Annotated in this window: 19 protein-coding genes and 1 pseudogene; 10 read left to right on the plus strand and 10 right to left on the minus strand. The window is 70.9% G+C overall.

Features of this window, described 5'->3' with window-relative positions:
- Positions 1 to 25 precede the first annotated feature (25 nt).
- A pseudogene (locus OHU89_RS17160) lies at positions 26 to 538 on the plus strand (M4 family peptidase); the annotation flags it as partial.
- A 58-nt stretch (positions 539 to 596) separates the two neighbouring features.
- On the opposite strand, the gene OHU89_RS17165 reads toward OHU89_RS17160, so the two are convergent.
- Positions 597 to 947 carry a helix-turn-helix transcriptional regulator gene (locus tag OHU89_RS17165; protein WP_405643905.1) on the minus strand — a complete coding sequence of 117 codons (351 nt, stop codon included), beginning with the start codon at positions 945 to 947 and terminating at the stop codon, positions 597 to 599.
- A 136-nt stretch (positions 948 to 1083) separates the two neighbouring features.
- On the opposite strand from OHU89_RS17165, the gene OHU89_RS17170 reads away from it, so the two are divergent.
- From OHU89_RS17170 to OHU89_RS17180, 3 genes are all read left to right on the plus strand, one after another.
- Entirely contained in the window at positions 1084 to 1788 is a 705-nt protein-coding gene (locus tag OHU89_RS17170; RefSeq protein WP_405643907.1) for an ANTAR domain-containing protein, read from the plus strand.
- Positions 1789 to 2375: 587 nt separating this feature from the next.
- Positions 2376 to 2576: a hypothetical protein gene (locus tag OHU89_RS17175; RefSeq protein ID WP_405643909.1), complete on the plus strand. Its 201-nt coding sequence runs from the start codon at positions 2376 to 2378 to the stop codon at positions 2574 to 2576.
- Positions 2577 to 2625: 49 nt separating this feature from the next.
- Positions 2626 to 2982, plus strand: coding sequence for a PRC-barrel domain-containing protein (locus OHU89_RS17180; protein WP_405643911.1), 357 nt, complete (start codon positions 2626 to 2628; stop codon positions 2980 to 2982).
- A gap of 45 nt (positions 2983 to 3027) precedes the next feature.
- Here OHU89_RS17180 and OHU89_RS17185 read toward each other — a convergent pair whose 3' ends face one another.
- From OHU89_RS17185 to OHU89_RS17210, 6 genes are all read right to left on the minus strand, one after another.
- Complete coding sequence (locus tag OHU89_RS17185; protein WP_405643913.1) at positions 3028 to 3657, minus strand: DUF5994 family protein; 630 nt, start codon at positions 3655 to 3657, stop codon at positions 3028 to 3030.
- 222 nt (positions 3658 to 3879) lie between these two features.
- Positions 3880 to 4506 carry a restriction endonuclease gene (locus tag OHU89_RS17190; protein WP_405643915.1) on the minus strand — a complete coding sequence of 209 codons (627 nt, stop codon included), beginning with the start codon at positions 4504 to 4506 and terminating at the stop codon, positions 3880 to 3882.
- Between the two features lie 644 nt (positions 4507 to 5150).
- The gene (locus OHU89_RS17195) at positions 5151 to 6254 is read right to left on the minus strand and encodes a fatty acid desaturase family protein (protein ID WP_405654529.1); all 1104 of its coding nucleotides are present in this window, start codon (positions 6252 to 6254) and stop codon (positions 5151 to 5153) included.
- A 25-nt stretch (positions 6255 to 6279) separates the two neighbouring features.
- Positions 6280 to 7134: a flavin reductase family protein gene (locus OHU89_RS17200; protein WP_405643917.1), complete on the minus strand. Its 855-nt coding sequence runs from the start codon at positions 7132 to 7134 to the stop codon at positions 6280 to 6282.
- Positions 7135 to 7500: 366 nt separating this feature from the next.
- Positions 7501 to 7968 carry a hypothetical protein gene (locus OHU89_RS17205; RefSeq protein ID WP_405643919.1) on the minus strand — a complete coding sequence of 156 codons (468 nt, stop codon included), beginning with the start codon at positions 7966 to 7968 and terminating at the stop codon, positions 7501 to 7503.
- A 48-nt stretch (positions 7969 to 8016) separates the two neighbouring features.
- Positions 8017 to 8667, minus strand: coding sequence for a hypothetical protein (locus OHU89_RS17210; RefSeq protein WP_405643921.1), 651 nt, complete (start codon positions 8665 to 8667; stop codon positions 8017 to 8019).
- 1043 nt (positions 8668 to 9710) lie between these two features.
- Here OHU89_RS17210 and OHU89_RS17215 point away from each other — a divergent pair.
- From OHU89_RS17215 to OHU89_RS17230, 4 genes are all read left to right on the plus strand, one after another.
- Positions 9711 to 10136, plus strand: coding sequence for an STAS domain-containing protein (locus OHU89_RS17215; protein WP_405643923.1), 426 nt, complete (start codon positions 9711 to 9713; stop codon positions 10134 to 10136).
- Positions 10133 to 10798: a hypothetical protein gene (locus OHU89_RS17220; protein WP_405643925.1), complete on the plus strand. Its 666-nt coding sequence runs from the start codon at positions 10133 to 10135 to the stop codon at positions 10796 to 10798. Before OHU89_RS17215 ends, OHU89_RS17220 begins: the two co-directional genes overlap by 4 nt.
- Positions 10795 to 11556 carry an ANTAR domain-containing protein gene (locus tag OHU89_RS17225; protein ID WP_405643927.1) on the plus strand — a complete coding sequence of 254 codons (762 nt, stop codon included), beginning with the start codon at positions 10795 to 10797 and terminating at the stop codon, positions 11554 to 11556. Before OHU89_RS17220 ends, OHU89_RS17225 begins: the two co-directional genes overlap by 4 nt.
- Before the next feature lie 79 nt (positions 11557 to 11635).
- Positions 11636 to 12352 (plus strand): GAF and ANTAR domain-containing protein, encoded by a 717-nt coding sequence (locus OHU89_RS17230; protein ID WP_405643929.1) that lies wholly within the window; start codon positions 11636 to 11638, stop codon positions 12350 to 12352.
- 87 nt (positions 12353 to 12439) lie between these two features.
- Here the strand turns inward: OHU89_RS17230 and OHU89_RS17235 are convergent, their stop codons facing one another.
- The 3 genes from OHU89_RS17235 to OHU89_RS17245 form a co-directional block, all read right to left on the minus strand.
- Positions 12440 to 12685 carry an ANTAR domain-containing protein gene (locus OHU89_RS17235; RefSeq protein WP_405643931.1) on the minus strand — a complete coding sequence of 82 codons (246 nt, stop codon included), beginning with the start codon at positions 12683 to 12685 and terminating at the stop codon, positions 12440 to 12442.
- Between the two features lie 100 nt (positions 12686 to 12785).
- On the minus strand, positions 12786 to 13136 hold the full coding sequence (locus OHU89_RS17240; protein ID WP_405643933.1) for an ANTAR domain-containing protein: 351 nt from the start codon (positions 13134 to 13136) through the stop codon (positions 12786 to 12788).
- 83 nt (positions 13137 to 13219) lie between these two features.
- A complete protein-coding gene (locus OHU89_RS17245; protein WP_405639757.1) occupies positions 13220 to 13498 on the minus strand; it encodes a hypothetical protein in 279 nt (92 codons plus the stop codon).
- 378 nt (positions 13499 to 13876) lie between these two features.
- Between OHU89_RS17245 and OHU89_RS17250 the strand changes: the two genes are divergently transcribed.
- A complete protein-coding gene (locus tag OHU89_RS17250; protein WP_405643935.1) occupies positions 13877 to 14071 on the plus strand; it encodes a hypothetical protein in 195 nt (64 codons plus the stop codon).
- A gap of 117 nt (positions 14072 to 14188) precedes the next feature.
- On the plus strand, positions 14189 to 14359 hold the full coding sequence (locus OHU89_RS17255) for a hydrophobic protein (RefSeq protein WP_405643937.1): 171 nt from the start codon (positions 14189 to 14191) through the stop codon (positions 14357 to 14359).
- Positions 14360 to 14392 lie beyond the last annotated feature (33 nt).

The raw sequence follows: 14392 nt of genomic DNA on the forward strand, positions 1-14392 counted from the left end.
GACGCACGGCCGTCGCAGTGGGAGCAGCGCGACCGGGACCGCCTCCTTCACCTGGACGGTCAGCTCCAGCGGCGGCGGCAGCTGCACCTCGGCCCAACTCCTGGGCAACCAGGGCTTCGAGTCGGGCAACACCACCTGGACCGCCAGCAGCGGCATCATCACCAGCTCCAGCAGCCAGGCGGCCCGCACCGGCTCCTACAAGGCCTGGCTGGACGGCTACGGCTCCACCCACACCGACACGCTCTCCCAGTCGGTGACCGTCCCGAGCGGCTGCACGGGCACCACGTTCACCTTCTACCTGCACATCGACACGGCCGAGACCACCACCAACACCTAGTACGACAAGCTGACGGTCACCGCCGGATCGACCACCCTGGCCACCTACTCCAACCTGAACGCGGCCAGTGGCTACGTCCAGAAGCCCTTCAGCCTGTCGGCCTTCGCCGGCACCACCGTCACGCTGAAGTTCTCCGGTGTCGAGGACTCCTCGCTCCAGACCAGCTTCGTCGTGGACGACACGGCCGTGACGACCGGCTGACACTCCCCGCACACAGCGACGCGGGTCCCGTCCGGGGCCCGCGTCGCCGCGCGTGCGCTCACGCCTCTTCGGTCACGACCGCACCGATGCGGGGCGCGACCTCGTGGTGGCCGTCCACCTGGGCGAGCAGGGCGAGCAGCGAGGCGACGGTGAGCCCGGCCTCGGCGGGGTGGCGCAGGATCTTCCCCTGCGCGATCCGGTAGGCGTTGCTGCGTCCCTCACGCGTGTGGGACAGGTATCCGCCCTGCTCCAGATCGGAAATGATCTTCTGGACAGCGCGCTCGGTGAGTCTGCAATGGGCTGCGATGTCGCGCACCCGCGCGCTCTGATTCTCGGCAATGGCCGCCAGTACCCGCGCATGGTTGGTGATGAACGTCCACCCCGCGTGCGGCTCCGTCGCTCCACTCATGAGCGCATCGTACGCCTAAGGATTCAGGCATGAAAATACACGAAACTAATTTCATGCATCTATTGACGTGAGTCCACGTACGGGCGAATCTGGTGGCGTCGAAAACGTGGGTGTTCCCGGCTCTGGGGAGAGGACCATGTCCAAGTCGGCACTCTGCTGTGCAGGGCCGGTCAATGGATGCACGAGGCTCGCCGGTCACGGCGGCGAGACACGGCTGACGGTCTGCACCCGACCCGACGGTGACCGGACGGTGGTCACCGTGCGCGGCGATCTCGACCTCACCGCGGACCAGGAGCTCCAGCAGGCCCTGCGCTCGGCGCTCACGGACTCCGGCAAGGGCATCGACCTGGACCTCGGCGGCGTCGAGTTCTGCGACTGCTCCGGGCTCAACGCCCTGCTGGGGATCCGGCAGCAGGCCCTCGACCAGTGCAAGACGGCCACGATCCGCACCATCAGCCCGGCCGCCGAACGGGTGTTCTCACTCACCGACACCCTGCCCCTGTTCGCCCCGGAGGGTGAGGTGGACCAGGAAGACGACGCCTCGCAGTCCTCGACGGACCCACGGGTCGAGGTCGTCCAGCTGCGGCGGGCGATGCAGACCCGGGGACTCATCGACCTGGCCCGCGGCATCCTCATGGCCACCTTCTCCCTCAGCGCGGAGGAGGCATGGAACGTCCTGGTGATGACCTCGCAGAACACCAACACCAAACTCCACCGCGCGGCACAGCAACTGGTGGACTCCGTCCGCGGCGAACCCCCGCCCGAGGCGGCCCTCAAACAGCTGTCCGCCGCCGTCACCCACGTCACCGCCGGACGCGAGAGGGCGCGCGAGGCGGAGTGAGCGCGTCGGCGTGGAACGGCGGATCACCTGTGAGCGCGGCGTCGGCACCGACGGGTTCCGGGAGTTGCGCTGGGACCACCGGGGTGGACGGAGCCTCGGCGAGGACCGCGACCGGCCCGGTCGGCGGTGTCGGCAGGATGCGGTCCTCCCACCAGGAAAGGCCCAGCACGGTAGCGAGCAGGACGAAGGGGTCGAAGCGGGAATGGTCAGCGCGTACATGTGTACCGCCCGTTGGGGGACGCGTGCGACGCGGCGGACAGCAGATCGGTGCCCGCTCGGGACGCATCGGGTACGCCGGGATCGTGCTGACGGACGCGCACGGGAACGGCTCGTGACGTGCCGGGTTCCGGCACCGATGCGCGGGGACGCCCCCTGGGGAGCGCACAGATGGTGCGACGCTGCCGGGGGCAGGGGCGGCATGGCGCGCTAGCCCTCGCAGCGGTTCCCCGACAGTGCCGAACAGCCATCCGTACAGGGCCGGATGCGCCGGCCTCGGACCGTATCCGCAGCGTTCGGGCGGGGCTACGCTGTGCGGTGAGGCCCCAGTCCCCGGTATCGATGCTGTCCCGCTCCCGGGGTGGCCCTCTGTGTTCGTCCTGCTCCTCATCCTCATCGTGGCTCCGTTCGGCTTCGGCTTCCTCGATCCCCTCTGGTGGGTGGCCGCGGCGGTGCTGGTCTACGGCGTCAGCGGCCGGAGCGGTGACGGCGGTTCCGATCTCGGGGACTACGGGAACTACCGGGCGCGCCGGCGGCGCGAGGACCGTCGGGACCACGAACGCCGCAGGTGACCCGAACTACTCACCACCCTCAGGCCAGTCGTCCAGGCAGGGAGAGGCCATGATTCACGCAGCCGACATCCGGGAATGGCGCAACCGCGATGTCGTCGACTCCGAGTCGCACAAGATCGGCGTCCTGGAGGCCGTCTATGTGGACACCAGCACCGACGAGCCGGCCATGGCCACGGTACGGACCGGACTGCCGACCCGGCACCGGCTGGTCTTCGTCCCTCTCCAGGACGCGATCGTCGGGCCCGACTATCTCCGGGTCGACCATGCCAGAACGCTGGTGAAGCAGGCCCCTTCGATCGGCACCGACGACGTCCTGCCCGCCGGACAGGAGGAAGCGATCTTCAAGCACTACGGACTCCCCTACCAGCCCGGCGCGGCCGGCGAACGGCAACTGGCGCGCCGCTGACCACCTTCGTCGCACAGGTGTCGCGGGCTGCTGCCGAGGCTCTGCTCAGCCGGCCCGGGTGATGCCGGTGGCGGCCAGGATCCGCTCGGCCGAGACGGCGTCGCCGTCCTGTACGGCCATGACCATCGCGGCGTGCGCGGGTCCGGTGCCGGTGCCCGGTGGGATCACGAGGAACAGGAAGTGGTCCTGGTCGCCACGGGTGACGATCATGGTGTTGTCGCCCACGGCGGACCAATCGATGCGAACCATGTGCCCGTCGACGAACAGATGGTCCGGGGACCCGTCCCAGTCGCTCGCGTCGAGGCCCACGCGGGCGAGGGGGCCCAGGCGGGCCGTCAGCGCGGCGAGGAGACCCGACAGCTCGCTCTTGGGGTCGCGGGTCCGCGGCCACCACGCTCCGTCGAACGTCCCCGTGCGCCTGGCCGTCGCCTCCATCCGCAGGACAGCGGTGCCGGGAAGCACCGGCTCACCGCTGGTGCCCGCCAGAAGCCTGACGGGGCGCGCCGCCTCCTCGATCAGCCGGCCCGTGCCCGACATGCGCAGTGGGCCGCTCACGGCAGCCATCAACCAGGCGGCCGAGACGGGAACCGTCTGCGGATCGAGTACGGCCAGGGAGCGGGGCCACCAGGCGCCGTCCAGCAGATCCGGTGTCGAACCGGTGGGAGCCTGCGACACGCGGAGAGAAGGAGGGGAGCGCCGGTCTTCTGGACTCGGCGGGTACGGAACGGTCGCGGTCATGAGGGGAACCCTGCTCCGCGCCGGTCGGAACCGGCTCGGCGTGATCAATCACCGAAAACGACACCGGCTTGGAGGCCGGTGCGCGAAAAACCCTCGGTGCCGCCACCGTACTCCTCCGGCGGCCGTACGGACTCAACTCGCCATGCGCACCGGGTCCGTTCAGGGCGACAGCGCCGCCCGCCTCCCCGTCGGGGGCAGCCGCTGAAGCAGTTCCCAGAGCGGCTGTGAACCTCCCGCCCACTCCCCCAGGGTTCCCCGGTCGACCAGGTGCAGCTTCTGGGACTTCGCGAGCGGCGCACACCCCGCGGTGAAGCGTCCGTTCGTCACCAGGACCACCACGTCCCCGCCGTGCAGCTGCCGTCCGGTGCCGTTGAGCACGTGCAGATCCGGGGTGCCCACCGGCGTCCCCGAGGCGCCGTCCTGCCGGTGCTTGCACTGGATCACCCAGCGCCTGCCCAGCGGATCGGTCGCCGTCACATCGGCGCCGTTGTCCCCGGCCCCGCCCACCTGTACGGCATCGGCACAGCCGTCACGGCACATCAGATCCCGTACCGCGAACTCGAAGTCCTCGTGGTGGAGCCCGTCGAGCTGAGGCAGCCCATAGCGCAGCCTCCGCACGTGCACCCGCTCCCATTGGGCACTCACCGCCCACTGCGTGAGCCAGAGACCGCCGGCCCCCACCACGACGGCGGCGAACACGGCGAGCAGCCACCAGCCGCCCAGCAGCCACTGCCCCACGGCGCCGCAGAACCCGACACCCGCGGCGGCCGCGATGGTCAGCGCCAACGGCTGCGGCCCTCTGGGCTTCGTCGGGGTGGAGACACGCTTCGGTGACTTACGAGTCCGCCGCACCGGCGGCCGGCGGCTCACCGCTGCCCCCGAACTTGCGCTCCGTCGTTCCTCACGTACGGATCGGTCCAAGGCACCGTGTCCTCCTCGGCGCTCCTGCGCGGCCGCTCCGACCGGACAACAGGCGTCGACGCGGACATTCTTGACACTAGGTCAGATACCGCGCCCCACTGCGAGAGGGTGCCTTTTTCGGCCGCCCCGAACGCTCACACCCCGCACACGCGTTCCTATCGGGTGCGCCGGCCAGGGGAAGCGAATCCGAGCGGGAATCAGAACTCGGCCGAGAAGCGCACGTACCGCCCGTCGCCGTCAGCGCACAGGACGCCGTCGAGCGCGCCTCGGCGGGCAGGACGTCGTCCGTGTAGACCGCTTCGAGCACACCGATCCTGGGCCCCTTCGGGTCCACGACGTCATGGGTGCGCCACTCGCGGATATCGGCTGCGTGGATCATGCGCTGCCCCTCCGGCGCCGGACACCCGCCGATGCGGCAGTGCCAACGACTCCGGCGCAACCACGCCGGAGTCGCCCTTCCGGGCGGCTGCACGTGAGAGTGAGCCGACCCACACTCCATCGTACTGCGGCTACCCGGCCCGAGCCCGGCGGCGTCGGGGCGCATCCGGCACCGAGTGCCGCAGGACGCGGCCCCACATCGACGCGTACTGGCGCCACAGCGGCCCGCTCACGTAGGTGATCCCGTGCCGGGCGCAGATCTCACGCACCTGCGGCGCGAGGTCGGCGTAGTGGTTGCTGGGCAGGTCGGGGAAGACGTGGTGCTCGATCTGGTGGCTCAGGTTGCCGGTGAGCAGGTGGAGGAGAGGACCGCCCTCGATGTTCGCCGAGCCCTGGATCTGACGCAGGTACCACTGCCCGCGCGTCTCGCCCTCCAGCTGCTCCTCCTCGTACGAGAAGGTCCGGACGTCGCCCGGGAAGTGCCCGCAGAAGATCACGGTGTGCGCCCAGATGTTGCGCAGCCCGTTCGCGGTGACGTTGCCCAGCAGACAGGGCAGCGCGGACGGCCCGGCGAGCAGCGGGAAAAGCACGTAGTCCTTGGCCGCCTGGCGCACGGCCTTGCGGGCCAGCCCTGCCAGGTCGCCGAGGAGGGCCCGCACGCTCTTGCGGCCGGACGGGACGGCGTCCGCCTCCAGGTCGTAGAGGGCGATGCCCCACTCGAAGACGGGCGCGAGCAGCGCGGTGTACAGCGGCTGGAGGAGGTGGGCCGGATGCCAGGGCTGGTCCGGGCTCATGCGCAGGATCGTGTATCCGAGGTCCCGGTCGAGGCCGACGACGTTGGTGTACGTGTGGTGCAGGTGGTTGTGGGTGTGCTTCCAGGCGTCGGCGGGGGTGAGGAAGTCCCACTCCCAGGTGGTGGAGTGGATCGCCGGGTCGCCCATCCAGTCCCACTGGCCGTGCAGGATGTTGTGGCCCAGCTCCATGTTCTCCAGGATCTTGGCGGTGGTCAGCAGCGCGGTGCCCGCGAGCCAGGCGGGCGGGAAGAGGGATACGGCGAGGGCGGCGCGGCCCCCAGTCTCCAGGCCTCGCTGGGCGGCGATCACCGTACGGATGTAGCGGGCGTCCTTCGCGCCGCGCGCCGCGACGGTCTCGGCGCGGATCCGGTCCAACTCCTCACCAAGCAACTCTGTTTGATCCTCGATGGATTGAAGAGAGGCGACAGGTACGGCAGTTATGGACATCACAGGCTCCTCGAGGGGCCTAGAGAGCGAGGGTGAGCGGACCTGCCGCTCCGTTGACGCAGGTCTGGATCAACTCACCTGGTGCACCGTGCAGTTCACCGGTCCGCAGATCGCGGACGCGGCCGTCGACCAGCGGGACGAGGCAGCCGAAGCAGATCCCCCGGCGGCAGCCGTACGGCATCGCCACCCCCGCCGCCTCCCCGGTCTCCAGCAGCGGCGTGGACGCGGACGCGTCGGCCTCGACGCCGCTGCGCTCGAACCGGACCCGGCCGCCCGACGCGTCGGAGCCCCACTGCCGTACGGGCGTCAGCCGGAACCGCTCCACGCGCAGCCGCTCACCGACGCCGGCCGCCGCCCAGTGCCGCTCCAGTGCGTCGAGCAGTCCGTCCGGACCGCAGGCCCAGGTCTCCCGGTCGTACCAGTCCGGACAGAGCACGCCCATGTGCTCGGGGACCAGCCGACCCGCGGTACGGCTGTACCGCGCGTGGACGCTCAGCCAGGGCGACCGGGCTGCCAGAGCGGCCAGTTCGGCCCGGAACAGGAACCCCTCGGGGCCGGGTGCGCTGTGCAGGAGTACGACGTCGGGGGCGGGCCCGGAGAAGCCGCGGCGCGCGAGGGTGCGCAGCATCCCGGCCACCGGGGTGATGCCGCTGCCCGCCGTCACCATCAGCAGCCGCGCCGGCAGCGGATCCTCCGGCAGCGTGAACTCACCCTGCGCGGGGCCGAGTCGGAGCACGGTGCCGGGCCGGGTGCGGTGCACGAGGTGCGGGCTGACCCGGCCGCCGCTCCACTCGGCGAGTCTGTCGGCGAGAGCGGCGGTCGTACGGGAAGCGGCCGACGACAACGCCGGGATCGGCGCGCGCGGAACCGGCATGGAGGAACCCTTCTCTCGCACGGGGCACGCGGGGACAGGGCGCGTCGGACACGTCGGTTCGTCGGGCGCATCCCCGCATCATGTACGCGGGATCGCCTCGGTCACGTACCTCGGCCCCCGGGTGGCGGGCCGCAGTCGACGCCTCGCCAGAGAACCACAACGGCACGGCCCGTGACGGACACGGAACCAGATCCCGCCACCCCACCCGCCCCTCCTCCCCCTCGCGCCGGGCGACGGGGGAAGATCCCCGCGGGTCCGACGCGCAAGGTCTTCGGAAACAGGGCGTACGCATTCCGCGCCCGTCCCTCGCACCATGGCCGAATCCCGTTCGCGCACGCCTGGCCGTGGAGGACGCACGCGGTGCCGTCAGGGTGCCCGTGAGGGCAGGCTGGTGTGCGCGGTGCCCGAGGCTCCGGAGGGTGCCGTGGCGGGTGTCGCCGAGGTCGCGCTGAGGGCGAGGAGCGCGACCTCGTCGGCGGGTCCCGCGGGGAAGGTGTCCAGCAGCGAGGTGAGGTCGCTGATGATCGCGGCGGCGCCGAGGGCCCGGTTGGTGGCGGCGTGGTGGGTGAGGTGGGCGGGAGTCGAACGGCTCGGGAGACGAAGTCCGCGTGGCGCAGCGCGCCGACGAGCATCCCTCCGGCCAGGCTCACCGGCTCGGTGCGGGCGAGAGACCCGGTCGGTGTCCACGATCGTCACCGTGGCGGCCGGAGCGTCGAACAGGCGGGCGGCCAGCGCGGCGATCCGGTCGAAGGCACCGTCGGGCGGGGTGTCCAGGATGTCGTAACGACGCACCGCGGCGATCCGCCGCGCCTCCTGCTCGGGAGACAGATCCACCCGCTCCTCCACGCCTCGGTACGCACTGTGCGGGGCCGTTGCGGGTGGCTATTCGGGCCGTTGGGTGCGGTCGTTGTGGGTGAGGCCGTCCGGATGGTCCTCCGTGCGCTCGCCGAGCGGAAGAACCATCACCTGGAGGGTCGTCGGGCCGGGCATGCGCTGGATCCGTCCCGCCTCCTGCCAGCCCCGGTCCTTGTAGGCGGCGCGGACCGACCGGGCGGACCGATCCACCAAGGTGACGCCGAGCGAGGACTGGTGGTCGGCGAGCAGACGCTCCTGGAGCCGGCGGGCGAGCCCGTGGGCGTGCCGGTGCGGATGGACGACGGTTTCGAGGATCGCGAAGACATGCCCGGAGGCGGTCAGTTGCTCCAGGTTCTGCGGCATCGGTCCGTCGAACCCCTCCCACCAGGAGCCGTCGCGCGGCACGGGAACCCCTGAGACACAGCCGGTCAGGCCCTCCGCCTCGGCGACCAGCATGTCGAACCCCGGCAGTTGTACGTCGTGCTCCAGCCGGCGCAGGAACTCCTGTCGGTCACGGAACTCTTCGCCGGGCGGGGTGACGGACGACTCCACGTACAGATCCGCGAGGTCCTCCCGCATGCCTTCGGCCTGCCAGCGGTTCAGCCGGCGCAACCGCACCGTGTCCAGGACGGGACGCTCCGAGCCTTGGGGTTCGTGCGGGTGCCGCGGGCTGCTCATGGGGCGCCTCGGTTCAGAAGACCGGGAGTTGTACGGGAGTGCCGTCGTGGCCGACGGGCGGTGCGGCGCCTGGGTCCGGGACGTCCACAGCAGCATAGCCCCGGATCGGCGCCGTCCCGGGGCCCGTCGGGAGCACGGGGCCGTTGCGGCGCGGGCAGCTGGACGGTGAGTGTGCCGGAGGGCCTCGACGGCGTCCCGGGTGCGCGGGCGGCGCCTGCGAACGGCCCTGTTCCGCTTCGCCTGTATCTGCTCTACGCTCCACGCAGGGAAGACGTACTGCGACCGTGCCAGGTACCAGCAGGTCTTCCCCACCAGGCTCCCTGCCCCCGAGTCGGAAACCAGGCCCGGCCGGAGCCGCATCGTCGCAATGCGCGGCTCCAGCCTCCGTCCTCCCGGCATTTCCAGACGGGGTGTTCTCATCGAATCCCGCCGCCACGGAGGACAGCGCGCGAGGACACGGTGGAGGGGGGCCTCCCAGCCTCGCGCCACGTACGGCCGCCGCCGCACCGTGGCGGCGGCCGTACGGGCCGCGAACGCGGTTCGGGTCGGCGCCGACCGGAAAACCGGCAGGCAGCGGCGCAGCGTGTGGATTCCGAGGGGCCTCCTGTGCGGCGGTGTCGGCCGTCTTCTCCACCATCCCCTCCGTGACGGTCGTCCGGCCCCGGAGCCCCGGCGGTTCCTGAGGCCCGGGCCGCATGCGAAGCCACCTCCTCAGGGCCTTCGACGCCGTCCGCATCCTGGACTGGCGGCTTCCGGCCGTCCGCAGGACCGGGTCGGGGACTATGCTGCTTGTACGGACGTCCCAGACCCCGGCGGCTTGTCGTTGCTCGATACAGATGGCTGCGGGGAGCGGATCTTCCGTCCGCCACCCGGCGCATCCCTGGAGGGAACTGGGTGGGTCCGCTGTCCTGTCGCACAGGCTGCATGGCCGACCGACGCTCCGCCTCCGTCGAACGTACGTCCCTGCCAGGAGCACGCCGGGAGAGCCGGGAACGCCGGCGTTACCGCGTGCGCTGCCGGATGGTCCTGTGAACCGAGGCGTCATGCCCTTCCCCCAGCTCACCGTCTACCGCCATGACCGACGGAACCGGGCGCTGATCACCCTGGCCGGTGAGATCGACCTGGAATCGGCCCCGCTGGTGCGCACAGCACTGGCCCGGTGTCTGCGCGACGGCATCCGCATCGTCGATGTCGACCTCACCCCCGTCACCTTCTGCGACTGCGCCGGCCTCAACGCCTTCCTGTACGCCGCCCAGCAGACCGCCGAGTCAGGCGGGACCCTGCGACTGCACCACCCGCCACCGACACTGGGCCGGATACTCGAAATCACCGGCTGCGGGGCCCTTCTCCTCGGCCCTCCGCCCCGGCATCCGGCACCTTCTCCCGGGGATGTCCCGGCCCCGATCACCCAAGCCCCGCCGCGCCGCCCCGTTCCGCTGGGCTCCGTCCTCTCGGGTGATGCGCGGTGACGGCCCGATCGGAGCGGGGGCGGCAACGAGAGCCCCGTGGCAACGAGCCGGCCACCATGGACGCGGTCCTGTTGCGTCGGGTGAACCGCTGGCAGGCGCAGGCTGTGAGCGGGGAACTCGCGGATCTGTACGTGGACTCCCGCGAGGCGTCTCCCCGTGAGGCGTGTCGCCCACCGAGCCGCCAGGACTTCCTGCACCGTCTGACCGCCGAGATCCGTCGGCCCGGTTTCGCCATGGTGATCGCGGAGAGGGACGGTCCGGTGGGGTGCGCTTTCGGGTTCCCGGTGCGCAGTGACGGCTTCTGGTGGCTCGGCTTCGACGGGGCGCTGCCGCGCGGTATCGAGCGGCTCACCGAGTCGGGCGGTGTCTTCGCGATCACCGACGTCCTGGTCCGCCCGCACCCGCAGGACCGGGACGTGGCCCGCCGGTTGCAGGAGCGGCTGCTGACCGACCAGCATGCGGCGCTCGGCGCCACCCTGGTGGACCGGTTCGATCACCAGGCCCTCGCCGCGCTCCGCTCCTGGGGATGGCTGGACGTGGGAGAGATCTGGAGGCCGGTCAAAGCCACACTGCTCCGGATGCTGGTCCTTCCGGTCGGGGAACGAACCCCGGCTCGGTCGGCAGGACGTGCGCACGGTGCCTGGACATGGTGGCCGGGATGAGGTCCGACAGCCGCTCGGCGCGGATCCAGGCACTGGTCGCCACGCAGGCGGCGCGACGCGGTGCCCGGGTCGGTGTGGTGGACGTGTGCACCGCGGCCGTGGCCGCGCTCCCGGTCGGCGGGGCCGGACTGTCGGCGATGTCCCGGACCACGGCGAGTCATCCGCTGTGCAGCACCGACACCATCAGTGAGCAGTTGGAGGAGTTGCAGCTCATGCTGGGCGAGGGGCCGTGTGTGGATGCTTTCACCCATGGCTCGGCCGTCCTGACGCCCGATCTGCTGACCGGCGCGCTGCAGGATCGCTGGGTCGTGTTCGCGGATGCGGCCCTGGAAGCCGGGGCACGCGCGGTCTTCGCGCTCCCCCTGCAGATGGGGGCGATCAGCCCGGGAGTCCTGGACCTGTACGCCGACGTGCCGACCGTGCTGGACGCCGAGGAACTGGCGGACGCGCTGGCCTTCGCCGATCTCGCGACGCTGCTCCTGCTCGACGCGCGGATCGAGGAGACGGGCGCGCCGGCCGGCGGAGCGTCGTCGGACCGCGGCTTCGAGGATCTGGGCGCGTACCGGGCGGAGATCGACCAGGCGACCGGCATCCTCACCGTCCAGCTCGGTGTCGGCATCGACGAGGCCTTCGTCCGGCTGCGCGCCTACGCCTTCGTGCAGGGGCGCCGGCTCGCCGACGTGGCCGCCGACGTGGTGGCCCGCCGGCTCCGTTTCTCCCCGGACTCGGAACCCCGACGGACCGAAGAGGAGCCCTGATGCACCGGTGCCATCCCACTGACGCGCCCATACCTCCCGCCGCTTCCCGGCGGGCCCAGTCTCCATCGAGGGTGACACGATGAATCAGCAGCTCCTGGCCAAGACCTTCGTCGAGCTGGCGGACAACCTGGTCGCCGACTTCGATCTGATCGACTTCCTGCGCCTGCTCACCGACCGCTGTGTAGGGCTGCTCGGCGCGAGTGCCGCCGGGGTGCTGCTCGCGGACCGGGACGGCGAACTGCGGGTGATGGCCGCCTCCGACGAACAGGTACGGCTGCTGGAACTCTTCCAGCTCCAGAACGACGAGGGCCCCTGCCTGGAGTGCTTCCGCACCGGCACCCCCGTGATCGTCCCCGACCTGACCCGGGAGGCCGACCGCTGGCCGCGCTTCGTCACAGCTGCCCACCGCGGCGGCTTCGGGGCGGTCCAGGCGCTGCCCATGCGCCTGCGGGACGAGGTCGTCGGCGCCCTGAACCTCTTCCGCGCCGCCCCCGGGCCCTTCGACCCGGCGGGCACACTCGTCGCCCAGGCCCTGGCCGACGTCGCCACCATCAGCCTCCTGCAACAACGCACCGCTCACCGCAGCAACATCCTCAACGAGCAGCTGCAGACCGCACTGAACAGCCGCGTACTGATCGAACAGGCCAAGGGCAAACTCGCCGAACGCCAGGGCATCGACATGGAACGGGCGTTCACCGCGCTGCGTGGTTACGCCCGCGCACACAACCGCCGTCTGTCCGACCTGGCCCGCGCCTTCATCGACGACTCCGAACCCCTCCCCGGCCTGGGGTCCTGACACCGTCACCGAGGCTGCTTGAGCTCACGACGTGCGGTGCGGCCGCGGCCGGGCATGTGATGCGAGCGGTCGACGAGCGACGGCCCGTCACCGCCGTTCCAGCGCGTGCAGGCGCCGCAACGCGCGACACCACTCGCGCCGTATCCCCTCGGGGAGCTCCTGGCCCTTCGCAGTGGCGACCAGAGCCGCAGCCACGTCGCGAAGTTTGACATTGCAGTGCTGCGACACGCCCACCAGCAGGCCCCAGGCCTGCTCGCAGAAGCACGGCGCCAGGACCATCACCACGCCGCGCGCCTGGTCGATCACCGCACGGCTTTCCAGCACCTGCTCCAACTGCTCGTTTCAGGCGGGTAGTTCGACGGCTTCGGCCGGCAGAGCCGCATCGCCTGCCGCGGGCACAGCCATCAACAGAGGCTGTTTTCACGGGGTGCGGTCAGCTCTCCGCGTAGAGCCGGCGCAGCGCATGCCGCAGCGCCCGCTGCATCAGCCGCGAGAGCGGCTCACCCTCCCAGGCGGCGACCACGGCCGCGGACACGTCCGGGAGGCTGGCGTTGCACTGTCGCGAGATGTCCACCAGCAGGTTTCTGGCCGGCCCACGGCGGCAGGGGGCCAGGATCATCACCATGCCGCACGCCTGATCGATGACCATACGGCCGGCCAGTGCCCGCCGCAGTTGATCGATCTCGGCACGCAGCTTCGCGGCATCCCGGCTCCTTGCGTTCTCCGCCCACTCCTCAGCCGCCTCATCCCACCAGTTCTCCGGGAGCAAGGTTGTGCGATGCATGGCATCCACCTCTCCACGATCTTCACGCGTCCAGTGCGGCGAAAGCCGCCCCGAAGCCTCCGAGCGTCGGGCAACTTCACTGCTCACCCGCGTCGTTCGCGGTCCCGACGGTCCTCGCGCCGCCAACGCGCCCGGTTCTGCCGGCTGTAACGGCGGGCCCAGCGGTCCTGACGGTCCCGGCGGTTCTCATAGTCCCGGTAGTCCCCGAGATCGGAACCGTCGCCGCGGATCCAGCCTCCCCCGCGATCGCGGCCGTGCCGAGTGCCACTGAAGACCAGCACGGCCGCGGCCACCCACCACAGAGGGTTGAGAAAGCCCAGGCCGAACAGGACCACGACGAGAACGAGAAGCAGAACGAACACGGCGGGCCTCCCCGGAGCGGAACGGAACATCACCGCCGGGGGCCAGGGCCTGTACCGACAGCGTAGTCCTCCCCAGAGGTTGCGGACAGCGGCCCACGTCGCGTCTTCCGCCGGGGCCGGATGGCCACTTGCCGTCTGTCCAGAGAACGCGGTGACGGCTAGCGTGCGCGCTACGGCCCGAGCCCCCGGCAGCGTCGATCACCTCTCGCGCTCCTTCGAGGGCGCACCTCACGCATCGGTGCCTGAACCTGCCTCGCCACCAACGGGCCGCTCCCGCACTCGCCGTCGCCTTGGATTCCGGCACGGCCTCGATGCGCCCCAGACGGGCAACGATTCGCTGCCCGCCACGCCGCACGCGTCCCACCGCAGGTGGTAGGCATGTACGTACTCATCGTTCCGGCATCGGTCCCCTTCGTCCTGCTCGCCACCGTGATGGGCCTGTCCTGGTGGGAGGACCACATCCTGCCGACGCCTCGGGCCGAGCAGGCCGAAGCTCCGGTCACCCCGGCGGCCCAGCCCCTTGAACTCACCGGTGCAGAGACCGCGTTGACAACGGAGGATGCCGGGCGTTGACTGACAGCACGGCGTAGGGCCATGCCGCTCCGGCTTGTTCGGGGGCGGCATTCCACCTCCCCCGCTTCGCCCGGACCCCGCGGAACTCAGGAACTTCCGCGATCTGGAGGCCCGGCGATGATCCTGTGGATCCTTCTCTTTCTGCTGATCCTGGTGGTGTTCGGCTTCGGCTTCACCATGCAGGCCCTCTGGTGGGTCGCCGCCGCACTGCTGGTCGTCTGGATCGTCGGCTTCGCCATGCGCGGGCGCGGCGGTGGCGGCCGCCGGTACAGCCACGGTCGCAGGTAATCCACTCCACGCCCCAGCCGACGAACAGAGGAC

This window comes from Streptomyces sp. NBC_00019 (genome assembly GCF_045041015.1).
GTDB lineage: Bacteria > Actinomycetota > Actinomycetes > Streptomycetales > Streptomycetaceae > Streptomyces.

What these genes read in the sequence shown, in the direction of transcription:
- OHU89_RS17165 (WP_405643905.1), bottom strand. Translation starts at nt 947, where the DNA reads ATGAGTGGAGCGACGGAGCCGCACGCGGGGTGGACGTTCATCACCAAC.
- OHU89_RS17170 (WP_405643907.1), top strand. Translation starts at nt 1,084, where the DNA reads ATGTCCAAGTCGGCACTCTGCTGTGCAGGGCCGGTCAATGGATGCACG.
- OHU89_RS17180 (WP_405643911.1), top strand. Translation starts at nt 2,626, where the DNA reads ATGATTCACGCAGCCGACATCCGGGAATGGCGCAACCGCGATGTCGTC.
- OHU89_RS17200 (WP_405643917.1), bottom strand. Translation starts at nt 7,134, where the DNA reads ATGCCGGTTCCGCGCGCGCCGATCCCGGCGTTGTCGTCGGCCGCTTCC.
- OHU89_RS17210 (WP_405643921.1), bottom strand. Translation starts at nt 8,667, where the DNA reads ATGAGCAGCCCGCGGCACCCGCACGAACCCCAAGGCTCGGAGCGTCCC.
- OHU89_RS17215 (WP_405643923.1), top strand. Translation starts at nt 9,711, where the DNA reads ATGCCCTTCCCCCAGCTCACCGTCTACCGCCATGACCGACGGAACCGG.
- OHU89_RS17225 (WP_405643927.1), top strand. Translation starts at nt 10,795, where the DNA reads ATGAGGTCCGACAGCCGCTCGGCGCGGATCCAGGCACTGGTCGCCACG.
- OHU89_RS17230 (WP_405643929.1), top strand. Translation starts at nt 11,636, where the DNA reads ATGAATCAGCAGCTCCTGGCCAAGACCTTCGTCGAGCTGGCGGACAAC.
- OHU89_RS17240 (WP_405643933.1), bottom strand. Translation starts at nt 13,136, where the DNA reads ATGCATCGCACAACCTTGCTCCCGGAGAACTGGTGGGATGAGGCGGCT.
- OHU89_RS17250 (WP_405643935.1), top strand. Translation starts at nt 13,877, where the DNA reads ATGTACGTACTCATCGTTCCGGCATCGGTCCCCTTCGTCCTGCTCGCC.
- OHU89_RS17255 (WP_405643937.1), top strand. Translation starts at nt 14,189, where the DNA reads ATGATCCTGTGGATCCTTCTCTTTCTGCTGATCCTGGTGGTGTTCGGC.